This window comes from Aminipila butyrica (assembly GCF_010669305.1).
Taxonomy (GTDB): Bacteria; Bacillota; Clostridia; order Peptostreptococcales; family Anaerovoracaceae; genus Aminipila; species Aminipila butyrica.
The window spans coordinates 107,516-125,728 of sequence record NZ_CP048649.1; the positions used below are offsets into that span (position 1 = coordinate 107,516).

The 18,213-nt window shown below is 45.8% G+C and carries 18 protein-coding genes; 9 read left to right on the plus strand and 9 right to left on the minus strand.

Going from position 1 to position 18,213, the window contains the following annotated elements:
- Positions 1-120 precede the first annotated feature (120 nt).
- Positions 121-906 carry a YlmH family RNA-binding protein gene (locus Ami103574_RS00495; RefSeq protein WP_163064799.1) on the minus strand — a complete coding sequence of 262 codons (786 nt, stop codon included), beginning with the start codon at positions 904-906 and terminating at the stop codon, positions 121-123.
- Positions 907-1,017: 111 nt separating this feature from the next.
- On the opposite strand from Ami103574_RS00495, the gene Ami103574_RS00500 reads away from it, so the two are divergent.
- Positions 1,018-1,272, plus strand: a complete 255-nt coding sequence (locus tag Ami103574_RS00500; protein WP_163064800.1) for a TIGR03905 family TSCPD domain-containing protein — start codon at positions 1,018-1,020, stop codon at positions 1,270-1,272.
- Here the strand turns inward: Ami103574_RS00500 and Ami103574_RS00505 are convergent.
- Complete coding sequence (locus tag Ami103574_RS00505; RefSeq protein WP_163064801.1) at positions 1,236-2,567, minus strand: D-serine ammonia-lyase; 1,332 nt, start codon at positions 2,565-2,567, stop codon at positions 1,236-1,238. The genes Ami103574_RS00500 and Ami103574_RS00505 overlap by 37 nt on opposite strands.
- A 188-nt stretch (positions 2,568-2,755) precedes the next feature.
- On the opposite strand from Ami103574_RS00505, the gene Ami103574_RS00510 reads away from it, so the two are divergent.
- The 6 genes from Ami103574_RS00510 (at position 2,756) to Ami103574_RS00535 (ending at position 7,401) form a co-directional block, all read left to right on the plus strand.
- Positions 2,756-3,928, plus strand: a complete 1,173-nt coding sequence (locus Ami103574_RS00510) for a cation diffusion facilitator family transporter (protein ID WP_163064802.1) — start codon at positions 2,756-2,758, stop codon at positions 3,926-3,928.
- Between the two features lie 139 nt (positions 3,929-4,067).
- Positions 4,068-4,199, plus strand: coding sequence for a rubredoxin (locus Ami103574_RS00515; RefSeq protein ID WP_163064803.1), 132 nt, complete (start codon positions 4,068-4,070; stop codon positions 4,197-4,199).
- On the plus strand, positions 4,196-5,308 hold the full coding sequence (locus Ami103574_RS00520) for an FprA family A-type flavoprotein (protein WP_163064804.1): 1,113 nt from the start codon (positions 4,196-4,198) through the stop codon (positions 5,306-5,308). Before Ami103574_RS00515 ends, Ami103574_RS00520 begins: the two co-directional genes overlap by 4 nt.
- Before the next feature lie 119 nt (positions 5,309-5,427).
- Positions 5,428-6,273, plus strand: a complete 846-nt coding sequence (locus Ami103574_RS00525; RefSeq protein ID WP_163064805.1) for a deoxyribonuclease IV — start codon at positions 5,428-5,430, stop codon at positions 6,271-6,273.
- A gap of 146 nt (positions 6,274-6,419) precedes the next feature.
- Complete coding sequence (locus Ami103574_RS00530) at positions 6,420-6,791, plus strand: PadR family transcriptional regulator (protein WP_163064806.1); 372 nt, start codon at positions 6,420-6,422, stop codon at positions 6,789-6,791.
- Positions 6,754-7,401 carry a hypothetical protein gene (locus Ami103574_RS00535; protein ID WP_163064807.1) on the plus strand — a complete coding sequence of 216 codons (648 nt, stop codon included), beginning with the start codon at positions 6,754-6,756 and terminating at the stop codon, positions 7,399-7,401. Before Ami103574_RS00530 ends, Ami103574_RS00535 begins: the two co-directional genes overlap by 38 nt.
- Before the next feature lie 76 nt (positions 7,402-7,477).
- Here Ami103574_RS00535 and Ami103574_RS00540 read toward each other — a convergent pair whose 3' ends face one another.
- Positions 7,478-9,031 carry a methyl-accepting chemotaxis protein gene (locus Ami103574_RS00540; RefSeq protein ID WP_163064808.1) on the minus strand — a complete coding sequence of 518 codons (1,554 nt, stop codon included), beginning with the start codon at positions 9,029-9,031 and terminating at the stop codon, positions 7,478-7,480.
- Positions 9,032-9,316: 285 nt separating this feature from the next.
- On the opposite strand from Ami103574_RS00540, the gene Ami103574_RS00545 reads away from it, so the two are divergent.
- Both Ami103574_RS00545 and Ami103574_RS00550 read left to right on the plus strand, forming a co-directional pair.
- Positions 9,317-9,604, plus strand: coding sequence for a GIY-YIG nuclease family protein (locus Ami103574_RS00545; RefSeq protein WP_163064809.1), 288 nt, complete (start codon positions 9,317-9,319; stop codon positions 9,602-9,604).
- 95 nt (positions 9,605-9,699) lie between these two features.
- Positions 9,700-10,629: a chemotaxis protein gene (locus Ami103574_RS00550; RefSeq protein WP_163064810.1), complete on the plus strand. Its 930-nt coding sequence runs from the start codon at positions 9,700-9,702 to the stop codon at positions 10,627-10,629.
- Positions 10,630-10,747: 118 nt separating this feature from the next.
- Here the strand turns inward: Ami103574_RS00550 and orr are convergent, their stop codons facing one another.
- The 6 genes from orr to ortA all read right to left on the minus strand — a co-directional run bounded on the left by orr (position 10,748) and on the right by ortA (position 18,064).
- Entirely contained in the window at positions 10,748-11,836 is a 1,089-nt protein-coding gene (gene orr / locus Ami103574_RS00555) for an ornithine racemase Orr (RefSeq protein ID WP_163064811.1), read from the minus strand.
- Positions 11,837-11,893: 57 nt separating this feature from the next.
- Positions 11,894-13,615 (minus strand): GlmL-related ornithine degradation protein, encoded by a 1,722-nt coding sequence (locus Ami103574_RS00560; protein ID WP_330587136.1) that lies wholly within the window; start codon positions 13,613-13,615, stop codon positions 11,894-11,896.
- A gap of 132 nt (positions 13,616-13,747) precedes the next feature.
- The gene (oraE, locus tag Ami103574_RS00565; RefSeq protein ID WP_163064812.1) at positions 13,748-15,958 is read right to left on the minus strand and encodes a D-ornithine 4,5-aminomutase subunit OraE; all 2,211 of its coding nucleotides are present in this window, start codon (positions 15,956-15,958) and stop codon (positions 13,748-13,750) included.
- 14 nt (positions 15,959-15,972) lie between these two features.
- Complete coding sequence (locus Ami103574_RS00570) at positions 15,973-16,338, minus strand: ornithine aminomutase subunit alpha (RefSeq protein ID WP_330587137.1); 366 nt, start codon at positions 16,336-16,338, stop codon at positions 15,973-15,975.
- Between the two features lie 20 nt (positions 16,339-16,358).
- Positions 16,359-17,765: a 2-amino-4-oxopentanoate thiolase subunit OrtB gene (gene ortB / locus Ami103574_RS00575; RefSeq protein ID WP_163064813.1), complete on the minus strand. Its 1,407-nt coding sequence runs from the start codon at positions 17,763-17,765 to the stop codon at positions 16,359-16,361.
- Positions 17,765-18,064: a 2-amino-4-oxopentanoate thiolase subunit OrtA gene (gene ortA / locus Ami103574_RS00580; RefSeq protein WP_163064814.1), complete on the minus strand. Its 300-nt coding sequence runs from the start codon at positions 18,062-18,064 to the stop codon at positions 17,765-17,767. Before ortA ends, ortB begins: the two co-directional genes overlap by 1 nt.
- Positions 18,065-18,213 lie beyond the last annotated feature (149 nt).

Below are 18,213 nucleotides of genomic sequence, written 5' to 3' on the forward strand. Positions count from 1 at the left end.
TAAGTCAAAGTAATCCACGATAATTTCTAAATAATATGAAAAAAGGGGCAATTCTGTATATTTTCTTGCTCTTTATACGAAAAAACCACTGCTAAACTAGCAGTGGTCTGTGATAGCACTTTACTTCATTAGTGTGAGCATTATGAATATTCGGTCTTTGCGGGTATTCCCCCCGATCTCTTTCAGGATAACTTTGCCCTTGCCACGGAGGACAATTTTATCCCCTTGACTCAAGGATTTTTCTGCTTTCGCCATCTGCATACTGTTTACAAAAACCAGCCCTGCCTTAATGGCCTCCGCGGCCTTGCCGCGAGATAAACCAAAAGCTGCTGCCACCACATTGTCAAGCCGCAGGGAGGCCACTGTACAGCTTTTTTCTTCGGTCAACCCTTCTGGAATATAAATATCCGACAACTCTTCTGCGGTCAGTTCCAGATAGGTTCGCCCGGCCTTGCCGTAGTTCAACAGCAAGAAGTCCAGCATTTCTTTTAGAATTAAAATATCCGCTCCATTTTCGGACACCAAGATGTCGCCGATAGCTTCCCTCTTGATGCCCATGCCTGTCAGAGAACCTAGATAGTCCCGATGAGACAGTGCCTTGTATCCGCTATGCTTGGCCCGAATCAAGGTCAGCGGGTTGTCTTCCTTATTCTCAGAAAAATAAGCCAGCAATTGCTCTTGACTCTCAGCCCCCACATAATCAGGGACAAAGACAGCTACTCGGCGCTCGGCATCCCCATAGCCTCCGTAATAAAAGGCCCTCACATCTCCGCAGCCCCGCCCCACGTTTTTACAAATGGTCTGCTGCCTCATGTCCAGAAAATTGGTGTTTGTTATCATGTAATGATCCCGGCACTGGGTCAGTTTATCCTCTGCTAGTGCCAAGGTCAATTTATCTTCGTTCATGGAATTCTCCGTATCTCTTGTCTCATTAAAACTGTTTAGTTTGCTTGTCCTGTGGTATTATAAGAGGTAAGGTTTAAAAACACAACACATCGATGAAAGGAAATAATCACCATGGAATATACCGTAAAACCTCGAGGAGTCTGTTCTCAATCCCTATCCTTTGAAGTGGAGGATAACAAGCTGAAAAATGTCTGCTTTCGCGGAGGCTGCCACGGCAACCTACAGGGCATCGCCGCCCTTGTGGAAGGGATGTCTGCGGAGCAGGTCCGAGAGAAACTCTCCGGCATTCGCTGCGGCTTCAAAAACACTTCCTGCCCTGACCAACTGGCTCAAGCCCTTGGCGAACTATTAGATGCCAAAGAATAGTAATGCTTCATTTCTTCTTCTGGAACCATGCTTCCACCAGTCGCCCACAGGATGTGGGTGGCTGTTTTTATATTCTCTTTTAAACCCTGCGCCTCCAAATAATCCTCTTGTTGAAGCACTCGAGCGGGTGTATCGAAGGACGCACAGGCAGAAGGTTCCACATAGATGCCCTCCGTATCCGCCAGGGCTTTCAAGTAATTATATAGCCTATAATCGTCTATTGTCGATATACCATCTATCAGTGGTTGCAAGGTTTTACCTACCAACCGAGAAGCTCGTCCCACCGCCAGCCCATCCGCAGCGGTCTTTCCGTCCAAGCCGATATCTTCTACACTAATTTGGTCGTGGAGGTCGGTATCCATACCCAAAACCATGCACGGCGCATGGGTAGGCTCCGCAAAGAAACAGTGGGCATGTTTGCCGAAAACCTTTTTAATGCCATAGGCCACACCCCCAGGGGCTCCGCCTACTCCGCAAGGAATATAGACAAATAGCGGATGCTGATAATCTACCAGTACACCCAGCTCTGCTAGCTGCTTCTCCAGCCGACGTCCTGCTGTGGCGTACCCCAAAAACAAATCTAAGGAACCCTCGTCATCTACGAAATGGCAGCGAGGATCTCCTTGGGCAGCCCGGCGGCCTTCTGCCACAGCTTTCTGATAGCTGTCCGGATATTCCACCACCTGAGCGCCTCTAGAACGAAGTAAATCCTTCTTCCACTGACGAGCATCTGCGGACATGTGTACAGTCACTTGGAAGCCTAACTGAGCACTCATGATGCCGATAGACAACCCCAGATTCCCTGTGGAACCCACCGCCACGCTGTAGCCGCTGAAAAGAGTCCGAAACCGCTCTTCTGCCAACATGCCATAATCATCCGACATTTGAAGCATACCCGCTTCCAGCGCCACCTTCTCAGCCAACTTCAAGACTTCGTAAATGCCTCCTCGGGCTTTGATGGACCCAGACACAGGTAAATGGCTGTCACACTTTAGCAGCAGTTTCCCTGGATGATCTACCTGGAGCATCTCCGCCAGTGCCTTCTGCATACTTGGGATTTCTTTCAACGGCGATTCAATGATACCTCCGCTGCCAGCAGTCTCTGGAAAGACCTCTTTTATATAAGGTGCAAACCGCTGCAACCGCTCTTCCGCCTCTTGGATATCTGCCTCTGTGATTGTTTCGTCAAAACCATTTTCTTTTCCCCTTGGATTAATCCATAGAATTTCTTTAGCGTCCGCCAAGTCCTGGACTGTCTGGGTGAGCTTTCCCATGTCCTTTAACTGATTTAACATTGCAACTCCTCCAAAATTATCATACAATTAATATAAAGTGAATATAAAGCTTCTACGAGGTATTTGGAGCTCGTATGTGCTCGCCTTTCGTTTATAGCTTTTTGATATTTTATCCGTGTTCTTGCAGCAATATTTTCTACGTAATAGAATACGTATATTTAGTATACACTACAATTGGGGAGATTAAAATGAATACATTTTTATTTAAAACCTTTATTAAAGATTACGAAAACGTGAAGGACTCTACCGTTCGGGAGCGGTATGGCCTTCTGGCCGGTGCAGTGGGCATGATCTCCAACGTAATTTTATGCGTTATGAAGGTGGCGGTCGGACTCTTTACTGGCAGTATCGCTATCCTTGCAGATGGAATCAACAACCTGAGCGATGCCGCCTCCTCGCTTATCACCCTAATCGGCTTTAAACTGGCCGCTAAACCGGGTGACGACAATCATCCTTACGGACACGCACGCATTGAATACTTGACTGGGCTACTGGTATCTGTAGTCATCATTCTTCTGGGCTTTCAGCTTTTCAAGACGTCCTTTGACAAGGTACTGACACCGGAGCCTTTAGTGTTTAGCTACGTGACTGTTTTAATTTTGGCAGCGGCCATCCTTATTAAAATCTGGCAATGTTTCTTTTTTGTTTCTGCGGGCAAGAAAATTAATTCTCTGACTCTGCGGGCTACGGGAACGGACAGCCGAAATGACGTTATTGCCACCAGCGGTGTACTGGCCAGCCTTCTCATCAGCAGGCTGACTGGCATTCAACTAGACGGCATAATGGGCTGCTTCGTCGCCCTATTTATTCTTTGGTCTGGCATCCAACTGATTCGAGAGACTTCCAGCCCCCTGTTAGGCGAAGCCCCAGACCCAGAACTGGTGCAGGCAATATTAAGAGGCTCCCAGGCTCATGAACACGTTATTGGCACCCATGATCTGATGGTTCACAACTATGGCCCTGGGCGGATTTTTGCCTCCATTCACATTGAGGTAGATGCCGACCGGGATATCATGGAAAGCCACGACATAGTGGACAACATTGAACGAACTTTGAGTGAAGACTTAAAAATCAACTTAACCGTCCACATGGATCCCGTAAAGGTAAACGACCCTCTGGCCCATGAAATCCGTGAGGTACTAGAGGAGACCATCGCCCCCTTGGAAGGAGTTTATGGCATCCATGACCTGCGACTGGTACCGGGACCGACTCACACGAATATCATCTTTGATGCTGTTATGTCTTGTGATTGCAAGATAAAACCCGCCGAGGTTCAAGCTATCATTAGTCAGCGAATAAAGGCGCTGGACGAAAGCTACTTTGTGCGCATCACCTTTGACAATGCCTATATTAAGCGTTGACAGATTGCCTCTCGGAATTTATTAAAAAATTGCGAAATAAAGTGGACTTTTTCCATGAGGTGAAGTATAATCAAGGCAAATTATAGAAGCTCTTATAAGCTGAAATTAAACAAACAACAGAAGAAAGGAACAGAGTGCTATGAAAAAATATGTATGTACAGTATGCGGATATGAATATGATGGGGATACACCTTTTGCAGAACTGCCAGAAGACTATGAATGCCCAGTTTGCGGCGTCGGTAAAGACTTGTTTGAGGAACAGGATGCATGATAAAAATCGCCGATAATGTTTACAGTGTAGGCGTCATTGACAGTGAGGTACGTATATTTCATGGATATTACACTCCCTTGGGTACCACTTATAATGCTTATTTAGTGGTAGATGATCAGGTGACCCTGATTGACTTTGTCAAGGAAAAGTTTGCTGAGGAATTCTTGAAAAATATTGAGGAGGTCCTAGGTGACCGCACAATCGATTCCATCATTTGCAATCATGTGGAACCCGATCACAGTGGGGCTCTTCCTCAGGTAGTGGACAAGTATCCTCAAGCCATGATTTACGGCACTGCCAACTGTCAAAAAGAATTAAAAGCTTATTATCCCGATGCCGTCTACGACTTTACTGTAGTGAAAGCAGGGGATTTTCTGGATACAGGGAAACACCACTTTTCTTTTATACCCATGCCTATGGTTCATTGGCCTGACAGCATGTCCACCTATTTGGCGGAGGAAAAAATCCTATTTTCAAATGACGCCTTTGGTCAACACACAGGGACAGGGGAGCTTTTTGACACAGACAAAGGTCTGGAGCGATTACTGGATCGGGCAGGTGATTACTACGCCAATATCGTCCTTCCTTTCGGCATGCAGGTGACCAAGCTTCTGGATATGGCTTCCGCCTTTGATATTCAGATGATTTGTCCTTCTCATGGGGTCATTATCACCAAATACATCCCGGAGATTATAGAAAAATACATCTCTTGGAGTAAAAATGAGACCAACGACAAGCAGGTATTGATTGTCTATGATACCATGTGGGGAACAACCGAAAAAATGGCTCGGCTGCTGGAACAGGAATATACAAGCAAAGGATTTACCGTGGAGACGGTCAACTTGACCGAGGAGCATTACTCCCACGCTATGGCCAGGGTTCTGGAAGCCAAATATATTTTCGTTGGCTCTCCTACGCTGAACAACACCATGCTGCCTTCTGTCATGGCTTTTCTTACCTATATGAAAGGTCTAAAACCAAAAGGCCGAATTGGCAAAGCTTTCGGCTCTTATGGCTGGAGCGGTGAATCCATTGGTCAAGTCAATGACCTGTTGGCTTCTTGTGGCTTTGAAATGGAAGACCCCTTGAAAGCCCTTTGGAATGTATAGAGGAAGCTACCCAAACTATTACTTATCAAATAACAGAGGACATGCTCCAGACTTGCACAAAGGTACAAGGCCGGGGCATGTTTTTATAATCTGAAAAATATCGATGAAAAGGAGGCCTTATGTTACACATCGGATGTCATCTATCTTCCGCCAAGGGCTTTGAACATATGGGAAAGGAAGCCTTGTCCATCGGGGCTAATACCTTTCAATTTTTTACGAGAAATCCCCGTGGAGGCAAAGCCAAGGAGCTTGATGAAAAAGATATCGAAAAATTTTTAAAGCTAGCTTCTGAGCACCAATTTGGCAAGCTCGTCGCCCACGCGCCCTATACGGTCAATCCCTGTTCCAAGGACCAGAAGACCCGGGAGTTTGCCCATATGGTTATCGAAGATGATTTGCGGCGAATGGAATACTTGCCGGGAAACTATTATAATTTTCACCCCGGCAGTCACGTAGGTCAAGGGATGGATATAGGTATTCAAGTCATCGCCGACTTGCTCAATCAGTTGATTACCCCAGAGCAGTCCACCGTCGTCTTGCTGGAAACCATGTCTGGCAAGGGCAGTGAAGTAGGCAGCCGATTTGAAGAGCTTCAGGCCATCATGGAGCAAATACAATTTGGGGATAAAATTGGAGTCTGCTTAGATACCTGCCACGTCCATGATGCCGGATACGATATCTCTGGCAGCTTGGATGATGTTTTAGACCAATTCCACCAAATTATCGGTCTGGACAAGCTCCATGCTATTCACATCAATGACAGCCAGAATCCTCTAGCAGCCCACAAAGACCGTCATGCTAAGATTGGCGAAGGTCATCTGGGGCTGGAAGGGATTTGGCAGATTGTTCACCATCCACGGCTCCGTCACCTGCCGTTTATCCTGGAGACTCCTAATGAGTTAGAAGGCTACGCCCGGGAAATTGCTTTACTGCGGCAAGAGCAGGTTCCACCGCTTGAGGACTAAAATAAGTTTCCAGCTCCACCAACTAAAAGTAGACATATACAAAGGGGTATGTGTCTATTTTTATGTTATCTTCCTTGACAGTTCCTCTATATTGCATTACAATATACCTTAGCTATTATGTTATACAATATAGAGGAGGAACAGCCATGATTCCATCACAAATGCTTAAAGGAACCTTAGAAGGCTGCATTTTAGCCATTATTCACAAAGAAGAAACCTATGGTTACGAGATTTCTCAGCAACTGGGCGAATACGGATTCGGAAAAATAGCCGAAGGAACCATCTACCCACTTTTGCTGAGATTGGAAAAAAATCACTTTCTCTCTGCCACTTACCGACAATCCGAGGTCGGCCCAAAGCGAAAGTATTATGGGATAACGCCAGAGGGGAGAGCGGAATTGCGCCAATTTATGGTCAGTTACGCAGAGCTGTCAAGTGCAGTATCTGCGCTATTAAGGGATATGGAAGGAGATGTTTCAAATGAACAAGGAAACAAAACAGCTATTGAAGGAAAATAATCAACTATCTAAGCAGTTGAAGCCCCACAATGATGAAATATTAACCAATATAGTAGTTTACTTGAGGGGTGCTAACATCAGCGATTATCAGCAGGAGGTACTCCGGCGGGATATCACTCAAATGATTCTGGATGGAGAAAGCCGGGGACAAGATATCCAACAGATCATAGGCAGTGATTATAAGGAATTTTGTGATGAGATTCTTTTGGAGGTACCTCAGCTGACCCTGCAAGATAAAGTGGCATCCTTTGTACAAATCTTATGCCTTGGTGGAGCCGTCTTATGTAGTATCTGGCTGAGCTTTGGCATCCTTGATGACCTTTTTGCCACCAGCACCTGGCCTTATCTCCCGTTAACTGTAGGGAATCTGGTGAGTTCTGGGCTGGCTATCGGTTCTGCCCTTATTATTTTTACCATCCTGTGCCGAACTGCTTTTGACCTAAAAGGCCTAAACAGTAAAAAAATGGTTCTGCTATTTTTTGTACTGATGACCGTATGTATTTTAGCAAACACGCTTCTGACGAAAGTTTTGATGTCCGTCCATATGGTGGCAGCTTTGGCGGTAGTATTAGCGTTGTATTTAGGTTATAAGCTTCTCGATAAAAGATAGATAGGTTGTTGTAAAAAAAATGGACGGTCAGTTTAAACCTGACCGTCCATTTTTGCTGAGTATGCCATATAAGGTATCAATACTTATCACTATAGTCATTGATGGCTGAACCTGCTGGAGTATCTGCCGTAGAGACTGTAGTTGATGAGGGTTTGCTTTCAAAACTTGGGCTTTCCACAATAGGCTTAAAGGAATCTTTCACTACCGCTGGTTCTTGAGTAGGTGCTTCCACCTTTTTCTCCTTTGGAGCTGGAGCCTTTGTGCTGGCCGCTGGGGATGGAACAAACTTGTCGGCCTTAGAACTCAAGGTTTTCGCCTTAACGAAGGGCTCTGCCTTAACCGGCGCTTGAGAAGTTTCTCCTGGCGCTGTGCCTGCGTAATTTTGGATTTTAAATTTATCTACCAGCTTGTTCAACAGGTCCGCCTGAGATGTCAGCTGTTCGCTGGCAGCAGCACTTTCCTCTGATGTAGCAGTGTTGCGCTGTACCACGCTGGAAATCTGCTCAATACCGGTACTCACTTGAGCGATAGCATTTGCCTGATCTTCGGAGGCCTTAGCAATCTTATCGATAAATCCAGTAATCGTGCTGGATTTTTCTACTACGTAATTTAAGGACTGAGCGGTGTTGTCTGCCACTCTAGAGCCATTGGCCACAGCCCCTACCGTCTGCTCAATCAAATCTGTAGTATTTTTAGCGGCTTCGGCGGACTTCGTAGCTAAATTGCGAACTTCATCAGCAACGACAGCAAAGCCTTTACCAGCCGTGCCGGCTCTGGCTGCCTCTACGGCTGCATTCAGGGCTAAAATGTTAGTCTGAAAAGCGATGTCTTCAATCGTCTTGATGATCTTACCAATTTCATTAGATTTATCCGTAATATCATTCATCGCGGACTTCATCTCTGTCATCTGCGCATTGCTCTCCACAACGCCATCCGCCGCTTCACCGGACTGTAGACTAGCCTCAGAGGCATTCTTTGCATTTATCTTTACTTGATTAGAAATCTCCGAAATGGTCGCAGACAATTCTTCAATGCTGCTGGCCTGCTGAACAGCTCCTTGAGAGAGCAGCTGAGCCGACTGCGAAACCTGTCCTGCACCCTGGTCTACCTGGGCGGATACCTTTTGTATCTGGGAGATGGTTTCGTTCATATTCTTTTTAATCTCAGTCAAATAGTTAAACGTATTTTTAAAATAACCAACATAGATCTTTTCATTGCGGCTGTTGATGTTGAAATTGGAACGAGCCATCTCTGACAGCAGCATGTCTACATCTGTGACATATTCCTTGGTGGTACGAACCACCTGGTTAAAAGCAACGGCCACCTGACCGATTTCATCATCGCTGTGAATATCCAGCTGGATGTCCAAGTTGCCTTGAGACAGGCTTTGAGTTGCTGAAACGATTTCGCACAACGGTTTCAATACCCTCTTAACCGTACCATAAATAACCAAGACCACTACCACTAGGACTACCACATAAAACCCAATCAGGAACCCCAAGGAACTTAGCAGACCCGATGTCTCCAACAACTTCGTGGCCAGGATAAGCAAGACAAAAGCTACGGCTAAGGTCACAGCTGAAACGGATGCTATTTTCACAGGCAAACTTTTTTCTCTACCTTCTGTCATAAAAACACCTCTCTATATCGTATTTTCTATGGTTATCTTACATAAAACACCTTTTGGTAACCGATTTGGACAAAATACTAAATTTATTTACAGTATAGTACATTTTCCCAAAAGTGTCTACGCAAATATCAAAAAAATGACTTGAAAATGACAGTCTTTTACACCCCTCTCTCTCCATAAAAACAGCTGTTTACAATAAATTGCCTTCCATGTTAAGATAGAATAATCAGAAAGGTCGGCCATCTTTCCACAAGATTGACTGGGGTGGCCCTTAAAAGGGATGTCATGGCAAATAAAAATTACGTCTATATGCTAGAATGTGTTGATGGTACATATTATACAGGCTGGACCGTAGACTTGGCCAAGCGGCTGCGAGAACATAACGAGGGAACCAGCCTAAAAGCAGCAAAATATACCAGAGGCCGCCGGCCAGTCAAGCTTATCTACTGGGAAGAGTGTGCTGATAAATCTCAAGCCTTAAAGAGGGAATGGGCTATAAAAAAAATGACCCGGGCAAAGAAGGAAAAGCTGGCAGGAATAAATCTTAAGCCTGAATTTGGAAAAGAAGTCTAGGCAAGAAAGTTTTCCTGTTGTATAATTAAAATAACGTTTACAAGCCAGTTGCGGCAAGAATGCGCTAAGATAGAGTTTATATGGGAGGAATGGATATGGCGATTCCAGAAAGTGTTAATAAGACTAGTATCCTTTTAGAATCAGGAACGAATGAACTTGAAATCATCGAATTTAAAGTAGCAGACGAAATCTTTGGAATAAATGTTGCAAAAGTGCGCGAGATTATGGTCGCTCAAAAAGTTAAGCCGATGCCGAACTCGCACCATGTAGTGGAAGGAGTATTTAAGCCAAGGAATGAAATCATCACAGTCATCAACCTAGCAAAGTATCTAGGTCTGCCTGAGTGCGATGACTCTGGGCGTGATATCTTCATCATTACCCATTTTAATAACTTAAATTTTGCTTTTCACGTACATACCGTTGTAGGTATAGACCGTATCTCTTGGAAAGCTATAAAAAAGCCTGATAAGGCAGTCTACGGCGGTCAGGACGGCGCAGCTACCGGTATTGCCGAGTATGAAAATCGGCTTATTACTATTCTTGATTTTGAAAAGATTGTAGCTGAGATTAGTCCAGAATCCAGCATTCAAATTGAAGATATTGAAAAGATGGGAACTCGTCAGGCTATTGAGAAGCCTATTCTGATCGCAGAGGACTCTATGCTGTTGTCCAAAATGATTATTGAATGCTTACATCAGGCAGGATACCAGAACACAATTAAAACCGACAACGGTCAGGAAGCTTGGGATTTCCTGCAAGAGATTAAAGCGTCTGGGGATCCAATCAAGGCACATGTGGCCTGCATCGTGTCCGATATCGAAATGCCTCTTATGGACGGACACCGACTGACTAAATTGGTCAAAGAAGATCCACTGTTGAAGACGATCCCTCTTGTCCTTTTTTCCTCCCTTATCAGCGAGGAAATGCGCATAAAGGGTCGGCAGTTGGGAGCAGATGAACAGATCAGCAAACCGGAAATCGGCAAGTTGGTTACTATTATCGACAATCTGACTGCTAATCATTAATTTATAGCAAACAGGCAGCATCATGCTCCATGATGCTGCTGATCGAATAAAAAAGTCAATTTCCAATAGCTTTGGAAATTGACTTTTTCATTTTTTTATAGCCTTTTATATTGTTGCTTTATTTCACATATTCCTTTTCCACATACGGACTGGTAGCGGTCTTTAGCATGCCGCCATAGCCCAGCTCAAACCGCAGAATATCTCCTACTTGGTAGGCCGTATCTGATTTAGTCACGTCCAAAATAGTATGGTCAGAGCTTCCCCCAAGAATTTCAATTTTCTCATCAAGGGGAGTCATGCTGTCCAATTCCGTATCTTGCTTGCCAATGCCGATGATAGCCCGTTTGATGATACCACGGTCCTCGTAGTATGGCTTTTGTCCGAAAGCATCTACGCCTACCTCCCCAATTGGCAGGGACGGCTTTTCCTGAAGCTCAATAATCTGAGCCTCCAGAATTAAAGCATCCCCGGTAGTTCCTGGCAATTTAGCCCCATACGCAGTATCGTTGCCTAACAGGAAGGCCTCCCCTAGTCGCAAATTGTTGATACCCTCCGGCAGCTCACCCTTTTCAATCAGATAAATAGAGCTGGAGTTCCCGCCAGATACCATGTTTAGCTTAATGGAGTGCGCCTTTTCAATTTTTTCAGCCAAAGCTGTCAAATTGGATAGGTTATCATTCTTTGGAATGATGGCCCCGTAGCAAGTCAAATTAACTCCGATACCATACAATTCGATATTCGCCATCTGCAAGATTTCCTCAACCGCACGGAGAATAACATCTTCGTTCTGGTAGAACAGACCTTCTCGCAAATCCCCTAAGTCAATCATCAGCAAAATCTTATGTTTCTTGCCCTGCTTGCCAGCCTCTTCATTCAGCAGGCGGATGGTGGACAACTCTGAGTTGAAGCTTAAATCTACGTGTTTCACCACCTCGGCGATTTCACTATGCATTGGCAGCCGCAGCAGGACAGTCATCTTGCCTTGTTTTCGCACCACCTCTGCATAGGAAGCTAGATTTTTCACCCGAGAGTCTGCCAGGAAATCTACTTTCTCATGCGCCGCCACCATCTGCACCATCTGCGGGTCTGCACAGAGGCCCTTGGTGACGATCATCAGGGAGCATCCTCCCTGGTCCTTGGTGATGTTGGCTACGGCATCCAGATTGCCTTTCAATTTTTTCAAATCAATGATCAGTTTCGGATACATGCTTCTCTCCTTTATTAACATTCTTCCCTTAACAATTATCGTTGACCGTCTGCTCTCCTAACTATCCTTGCGGTCATCGCAGTGAGTTCTGGTACAACGAGGGCATTCGTGGCTGCAATCGCCCATATCCTGAGCGGCCCATTTACCTTGCAGGCCTTCGCCTTTTTGGATGGCTTTCTTTTCTTGATCTTCTTCTGGTTCTACCCGTTTCACGGGAGAGCCATCCTGATTCTTGTGGGCCCCTCCGATGGGTTCTGGATTCTTATAGGCGCTCATGTCATAACCCATGGCTTCACTTTCCTCGATATGCTTCCGGTACTCTTCTTCTTTTTGTCTGGCTTCTTCGCTGACCCGGTTAAGCTCATCAATGTACTTGCTCTGATAGGATTGCTCCTTCTTCTCTGGGAATTTAAAGTCTAAGCTCTTTTCCAGCAGACGAATAGCCGCTTGCGGGAATCTGGTAGACAAAACCCCTAGAGATGCCATGATATACTCGTTATCTACCAAGATCTTCGTATGCTCACCTGGGAACAGTAACATACCCGTCTCGTTATGCTTGGCAATCTCCTGCATGATCTCCACTCGATGAGGCAGCCTAGTTAAAGCACCCCCGGTGCCAATAATGTACTGAACCTGAGTCAAGTCTTTTCCCTCTGCTACAGAGCTTCTGCCCGTCGGTCCGTAGACGTAGCGAATTTTTCCCGCATGACGTTCTACCGCCCGCAAGACAGCCTCCTTCGTGAGTCGCTCCACCAGCTTAATCTCATCTTCGTTCTTCGGAATGGCTACATAGGACTCTAAAGTTTTATCCAAATCGATGCCCATCTTTACACACTCTTCCCGCAACTTTTCCTCACCGATGGATTCGATGACTTTCATGCGGTTTACATAGACACCCAGGTCGCCTTCCACCGTTCGTTTAGCCTTTGGCTCCGGTGAAATCATAATACGGGCCACCTGGTCCGATTCTGTAGCTACAGAATGAAGGTCGGTAGTAGCTCCGCCTACGTCCAGCACAATCAAATCTCCCAGACATTCGTACAGCAGCTTGGTACACTCCATGACAGCACCTGGCGTAGGGATAATCGGTCCGTTGACCATATCCCGCACGTGCTCCATACCTGGAGCATTTGTAATATGCTCCTCAAAGGCATCTTGAATGACTCTCCTGCATGGTTCTACATTTAGATCATCAATCTTCGGGTAGACGTTTTCCACATTATAAAGCTTCATACCGCTTTCCTGGTCAAAAATCAGCTTCATCTCTTCCTGATTTTCACAGTTTCCTGCATAGATTATCGGCGTTTTCAGCCCCATGGATCGGATCATCTCCGCATTATCCAAGGCTGTGTCCCTTTCACCGTAGTCTACGCCGCCTGCTATGAGAATCAAATTAGGATTAATGTCTTTTATCTTTGCCAGATCCGTCCTGCGAAGCTTTCCCGCAGTAATGTAATGGATGATGCCTCCCGCTCCCAAGGCTGCTTCTTTGGCTGCTTTAGCCGTCATATCGTAAACCAGCCCATGCACGGTCATTTTCAAGCCGCCCGCCGCCGATGAAGTGGCCAGCATTTCATCATATTCCAGGCTGTCTATATTCATCTTCTTGCACAGATCGTCAATAGCGCCTTGCAAACCAATGCGCACATCTCCATCCAAAACAGAAGTCGGCGCCTGTCCCTGTGCCCAAAATACCGGATTATCTGTCTGTATGCCATTAAAGGCATTTACCACCGTGGTGGTAGAGCCTATTTCAGCTACTAAAATATCAACCTTCATATGGATCTCCCTTATCATCCTCTATTAGCGCAGTTTTCCTGCTTATGAGTAGTGGTGAATGATAGCTAGTGAAAAGAAAAAGAAGGGCGGGCTTTAAATGTGCCCGCCCCTGGTTTGGTTCATGTGAATATATTACAGATCGCCTCTGCGTCTCATAGCTTCTTCTGCTAAGAAGGTAGCCACATCGACACCGTGAGAGTCTCTGCCGAAACCTTCATCAATGCCTGTCTTCCGAGCTTCCTCAGGAACTACCTGCGTACCGCCGGCAGCGATGATAACCTTATCGCGAATGCCTTTTTCGATAGCCAGTTCATTGATTCTCTTCATATTCTTGTAGTGCACGTTGTCGTGAGAAATGATGGTGGAAGCCAGGATGGCGTCTGCATTCAGCTCTACTGCTGCGTCTACCAGCTTTTCTACCGGAACGGAAGTTCCAAGGTATTCTACCTCGATGCCCCACTTCTCAATACCGCCATGCTTAATGTTAATAATCTCACGAAGGCCTACAGAGTGTTCATCTTCACCTACTGTACCGCAAACCACCTTCATTGGGTGATCGCTGAACTCCTTGTATAAAACAGCATCGCTCAAATAATGCGGTTCTGGAGGCAGTACCAGGATAGAAGGATCGATATCGAAGCCAACACGGCCCTTCATTTCGATTCTTGTACCTTCTGCTTCCTGTAGAATTTCCTTACTGATTACTTCTGGATTTTCCAGCCCCATCTTTCTGCCGATTTCCAAAGCAGCAGCTTCTGCTACTCTTACATTGGCAGGAATGCACATGGTCAGCAGGATTGTTCCGTCTCCACACCACTCGACTTCTGGCTTAAGGGCTTCGCCGTCACGATACTTCTTCACTTTGGCAAGACGTACGTTTACAGTATCGTCTTCATCCAGTTCATCGATGTATACGATTTTGCTTCTGTCTTCAAAAGTACAGCCGCCAATAAGCGCAGCCGGATCTTCTGGATTTCCGCCATACTGGGTTACGTTGTTATAACCGAAGTGAGCAGTTACAGGAGCCATATAGTCTTCTGCACGCTCGAAGATAAAGCCATAGCCGATACCGCCTTCGATCTTTCTGGCAATACCGTCGCCGTTTTTAGCTGGGTACTTAGCAGAGTCTACGAAGAATCCTTCCTGTACAGCCTGGAAGTATCCACCTACTTCGATGATTTCTTCCATGAACAGGCAAGCTCTTTCTTTTAAGTCTCTCGCGATTTCTCTCAATGGACCATCGTTCTTCAGCTCTACCATATCCATTAAACCATCTAAGCCGATCAGAGTCTGCTTTGCGTTGTCGCAGGCTTCAATGTTGTAGATGTGCCAAGGAACGTTTCTTCCTTCGTCTGGTGTGATAGTGGACTGAATGTCTGCACTGGTCAGCTTGGAGATCAGCATGTTAAGCACATGAGTAACAGTAGCTTCTCTTGCGGAGGAGCAGATGTATTTCGTGTTCTGCTGTGCTCTCATCTTATATCTGCCGCAGATGTCTCTCAGAGCAACTGCATACGGCAGGTCCATGTATACAGCCGGTGCCGGTGTAGCTGTCGGCGGTACGGTGGACAAGCTGATTAAATCAGGGCTAATGCCTACCTTTTCGGAGAACAGGGAGTTAATGGCGTGCTGTACGATCAGCTCCGGCATTACCTTCCACGCTTCTCTAGCTGTTGCGTTAGCATTGTGCGCACCGTCAATCTGGAGCATGCCAGCCCAAGCCATAATCTTCTTGGATTCGCAAGCATCTACAAAGGACCGAACACAGTTGATGTCTCTGTATAAAATGTTGTACTGCGGATCCTGGTGAGCACCGTTGATGCCTTCTTCCGCAAACATAACCGCTACGTCTGGACCAGCTACGCCAGATACATAGGAATGGTAGTTAATTGGACGGCCTACTTCTTCTTCGATGATATCCAGAGCCTTTCGCTGTGCTCTTACTTGCTTTCTAGTAATAGGAACACCACCGATACCCTGTGGAGTACCTTCCATCAGTCCGTCGATGTGAGACTGACCCATATGACGGATAACCATGATATGGTCTGCACCGTGCCATGCGGCCATTCTCATTCTTCTGATGTCATCTTCAAATCTTCCAGAAGCGATTTCTGTAGTGATAACCGGCAGCGGCTGTGGATCGATATCTTCAAAGAATTTAGCAGGAGGAAGACCAACGCTGTTCTTCAACGGCTCAGAGCAATCCTTATATTCAAAAGGACCCATCTTAATGCCAGGAGCAGGTGTTCTCCAGTGCCAGCCTCTTCTTTTTGGCTCGTACTTATCTAGGTCTTTCAAGATGCTTTCAACATCTAATTTTTCATTACGCTTCAATTCTGTCATCTCTCCGTACCTCCTTATTTAAACAACGCTACAGCGTCATCCCAGCACTCGCCCTGAGCCAGTTTTACACTAGCTTCCCGGATGGAAATGCCTTTTTCCTTGGATAACTTATATACCACGTGGCCGGTGCCGTGTCCCATGAGACCTCTGTCCATGCAGCCTTCCACGATCTTCTGCGTGTCAAGTGAGGAGATGCCCATTCTTAAAAGTACAGCTCTTTCAACAGAAGGAGTTGTATTCTTTCTGCCCAGTTCCAATAGTGGATCTACTACCTTCTCTGTTAATTCCCAGAATTTATTATATAGCTCTTCGTCGGTGAGATTAGCAATGTGCTTGCGTCTTTCCTGAAAGTCGTCTTCTCTTCTCATTCCTGTTTTCATTCCTTTTTCTCCTTTTAGACTTATAGACTGGCAATAACGTTCTTAACAAATTCAGTGTCGGTCTTTGTTTCCTGTACAAGGAACTCAATGTCTGCATCGGATATGTTCTTTAGATCATGTCCCTTGCAGGCCTTCTTGATCAAAGATTTTCTGAAATGTTGAATGTCTGCCTCCACATATTTAAAGAAGCTTGGATCCTTTGGCAGTACAACGCTTACGCCTGGTACTTCTTCCTTTGGATCACCAAACCGTACTTCTACGCCATTATCTCTGGCAAAATCCAGCTGTGGCTGTACATGCTTACCAGCTCCAGTATACTCTGTCTCGCTGACAACCAGAATAGCATCTTCTGGAAGATCCTGAGCCAGGGAGAAAGCTGCTGCCAAAGAGGTATTTCCTGCCGGGCCTCTCTCGATGCCTTCCAGGTTTGCCAGCGCTTCTGTCATGTACATAACCTCACCCTGAGATACAGTAACATAACGATCCATGTACCGAAGAGGTCTTGCCGCACTTCTAGGCACATCGGAATGATCTGGATCCGTAGCGTATGGTACGCCGAAACCAGTGTGACCTGTTGTACAGGATTTCATGTTGAACTGCTTATCGGAAGCCATGTGCAGACCAGTCAGGTTAATAGATGCTGCTACCAATTGGGTGTCTTTGGCGCCAGCCTTTATTAATCCCCGAGCTGTTCCCGTAATCATACCACCGCCTGCGTTGGTGCAAACGATCATATCTGGGTCCTTACCCAGTACTTCACGACACTGGATAGCAATTTCATAGCCCAAAGTCTCTACGCCAGCAATGCCGAACGGAGAGTACAAGGACGCATTGAAATAACCTCTATCCTCTAAGATGGACAGGAAGGAATAGAACAGCTCCGGTCCAACGGTCAGCTGTACTACTTCTGCGCCTAATGCTTCGCATTTTCTCGCTTTTTCAATGATTTCCGGCTGGCCAACCCCTCTGGAGTCAAAACACTCCTGAACGATAACGCATTCCAAGCCCTGCATGGCGGCCTGAGATGCAACGGCTGCACCGTAGTTTCCAGAAGTAGCGGCAATAACGCCTTTATATCCTAACTTCTTTGCGTGTGCTACTGCACAAGCAGCTCTTCTGTCCTTAAAGCTTCCAGATGCATTGGCTGCTTCGTCTTTTGCAAAAATTCTTGCGCCAAATCCTGGCTTTGCATATTTTCTTGCCAGAGCAGTCAAGTTTCTGAGCTCTAGCAGCGGTGTATTGCCTACACCAGTGCGGCTCTGTATTTTAGTTACTTCATCCAAGGTATAACCTGTGGACTTCATCAACTTTTCATAATCAAATGCAATGGAACCCGATTCAAATTCTTCATAATCCAGGCCGAGAGCTTTTTTCATGATGTCGTTGGATCTTCCCATAACGGAATCGTAATCTTTTGCTAATGTCATTATCTCTCACCTCCGCCCATGATGTCTCTCAACTGCTTATCAATTTGAACCAGCTCAGGAATAAATTTGCCGTAGCTGTGAGGCCAGTACGGATTTACTTCTATTAATGTGCCCTTTTCCAAACGGTTAGATGCCGTCTTGATGGTCACTTCATCGCCGATCTCTGCATCTGCCTCTAAAAATCCTTTTGTCCACATTTCCAGAGGGCAAGCCTGTGTGTCTTCTGGGAGCTTTGCTGTTCTTTCAGCAGCTTCCAGCACAGTTGAGTGGATTCGCACCCATTCGCCTTTTTTAACCATTTTCATTCTCCTTTTTAACATTCTGCTCAGTCCTTTACTCCTACTGGCAGAATTTATACCAAAAAATCAACACTCGTTGATTTTTAGATTTTTGTCATATTAGATGTATAGGACACCCCTGCCGATCCCAAGAGTGCCCATCCATCGTT

Coding starts and splice junctions, on each gene's coding strand:
- Ami103574_RS00515 (WP_163064803.1), top strand. CDS start 4,068: ATGAAAAAATATGTATGTACAGTATGCGGATATGAATATGATGGGGAT.
- Ami103574_RS00560 (WP_330587136.1), bottom strand. CDS start 13,615: ATGAAGGTTGATATTTTAGTAGCTGAAATAGGCTCTACCACCACGGTG.
- ortA (WP_163064814.1), bottom strand. CDS start 18,064: ATGGTTAAAAAAGGCGAATGGGTGCGAATCCACTCAACTGTGCTGGAA.
- Ami103574_RS00500 (WP_163064800.1), top strand. CDS start 1,018: ATGGAATATACCGTAAAACCTCGAGGAGTCTGTTCTCAATCCCTATCC.
- orr (WP_163064811.1), bottom strand. CDS start 11,836: ATGTATCCGAAACTGATCATTGATTTGAAAAAATTGAAAGGCAATCTG.
- Ami103574_RS00550 (WP_163064810.1), top strand. CDS start 9,700: ATGGCGATTCCAGAAAGTGTTAATAAGACTAGTATCCTTTTAGAATCA.
- Ami103574_RS00545 (WP_163064809.1), top strand. CDS start 9,317: ATGGCAAATAAAAATTACGTCTATATGCTAGAATGTGTTGATGGTACA.
- oraE (WP_163064812.1), bottom strand. CDS start 15,958: ATGACAGAATTGAAGCGTAATGAAAAATTAGATGTTGAAAGCATCTTG.
- Ami103574_RS00570 (WP_330587137.1), bottom strand. CDS start 16,338: ATGAAAACAGGAATGAGAAGAGAAGACGACTTTCAGGAAAGACGCAAG.
- Ami103574_RS00520 (WP_163064804.1), top strand. CDS start 4,196: ATGATAAAAATCGCCGATAATGTTTACAGTGTAGGCGTCATTGACAGT.
- ortB (WP_163064813.1), bottom strand. CDS start 17,765: ATGACATTAGCAAAAGATTACGATTCCGTTATGGGAAGATCCAACGAC.
- Ami103574_RS00525 (WP_163064805.1), top strand. CDS start 5,428: ATGTTACACATCGGATGTCATCTATCTTCCGCCAAGGGCTTTGAACAT.
- Ami103574_RS00505 (WP_163064801.1), bottom strand. CDS start 2,567: ATGTTAAATCAGTTAAAGGACATGGGAAAGCTCACCCAGACAGTCCAG.
- Ami103574_RS00510 (WP_163064802.1), top strand. CDS start 2,756: ATGAATACATTTTTATTTAAAACCTTTATTAAAGATTACGAAAACGTG.
- Ami103574_RS00495 (WP_163064799.1), bottom strand. CDS start 906: ATGAACGAAGATAAATTGACCTTGGCACTAGCAGAGGATAAACTGACC.
- Ami103574_RS00540 (WP_163064808.1), bottom strand. CDS start 9,031: ATGACAGAAGGTAGAGAAAAAAGTTTGCCTGTGAAAATAGCATCCGTT.
- Ami103574_RS00535 (WP_163064807.1), top strand. CDS start 6,754: ATGAACAAGGAAACAAAACAGCTATTGAAGGAAAATAATCAACTATCT.
- Ami103574_RS00530 (WP_163064806.1), top strand. CDS start 6,420: ATGATTCCATCACAAATGCTTAAAGGAACCTTAGAAGGCTGCATTTTA.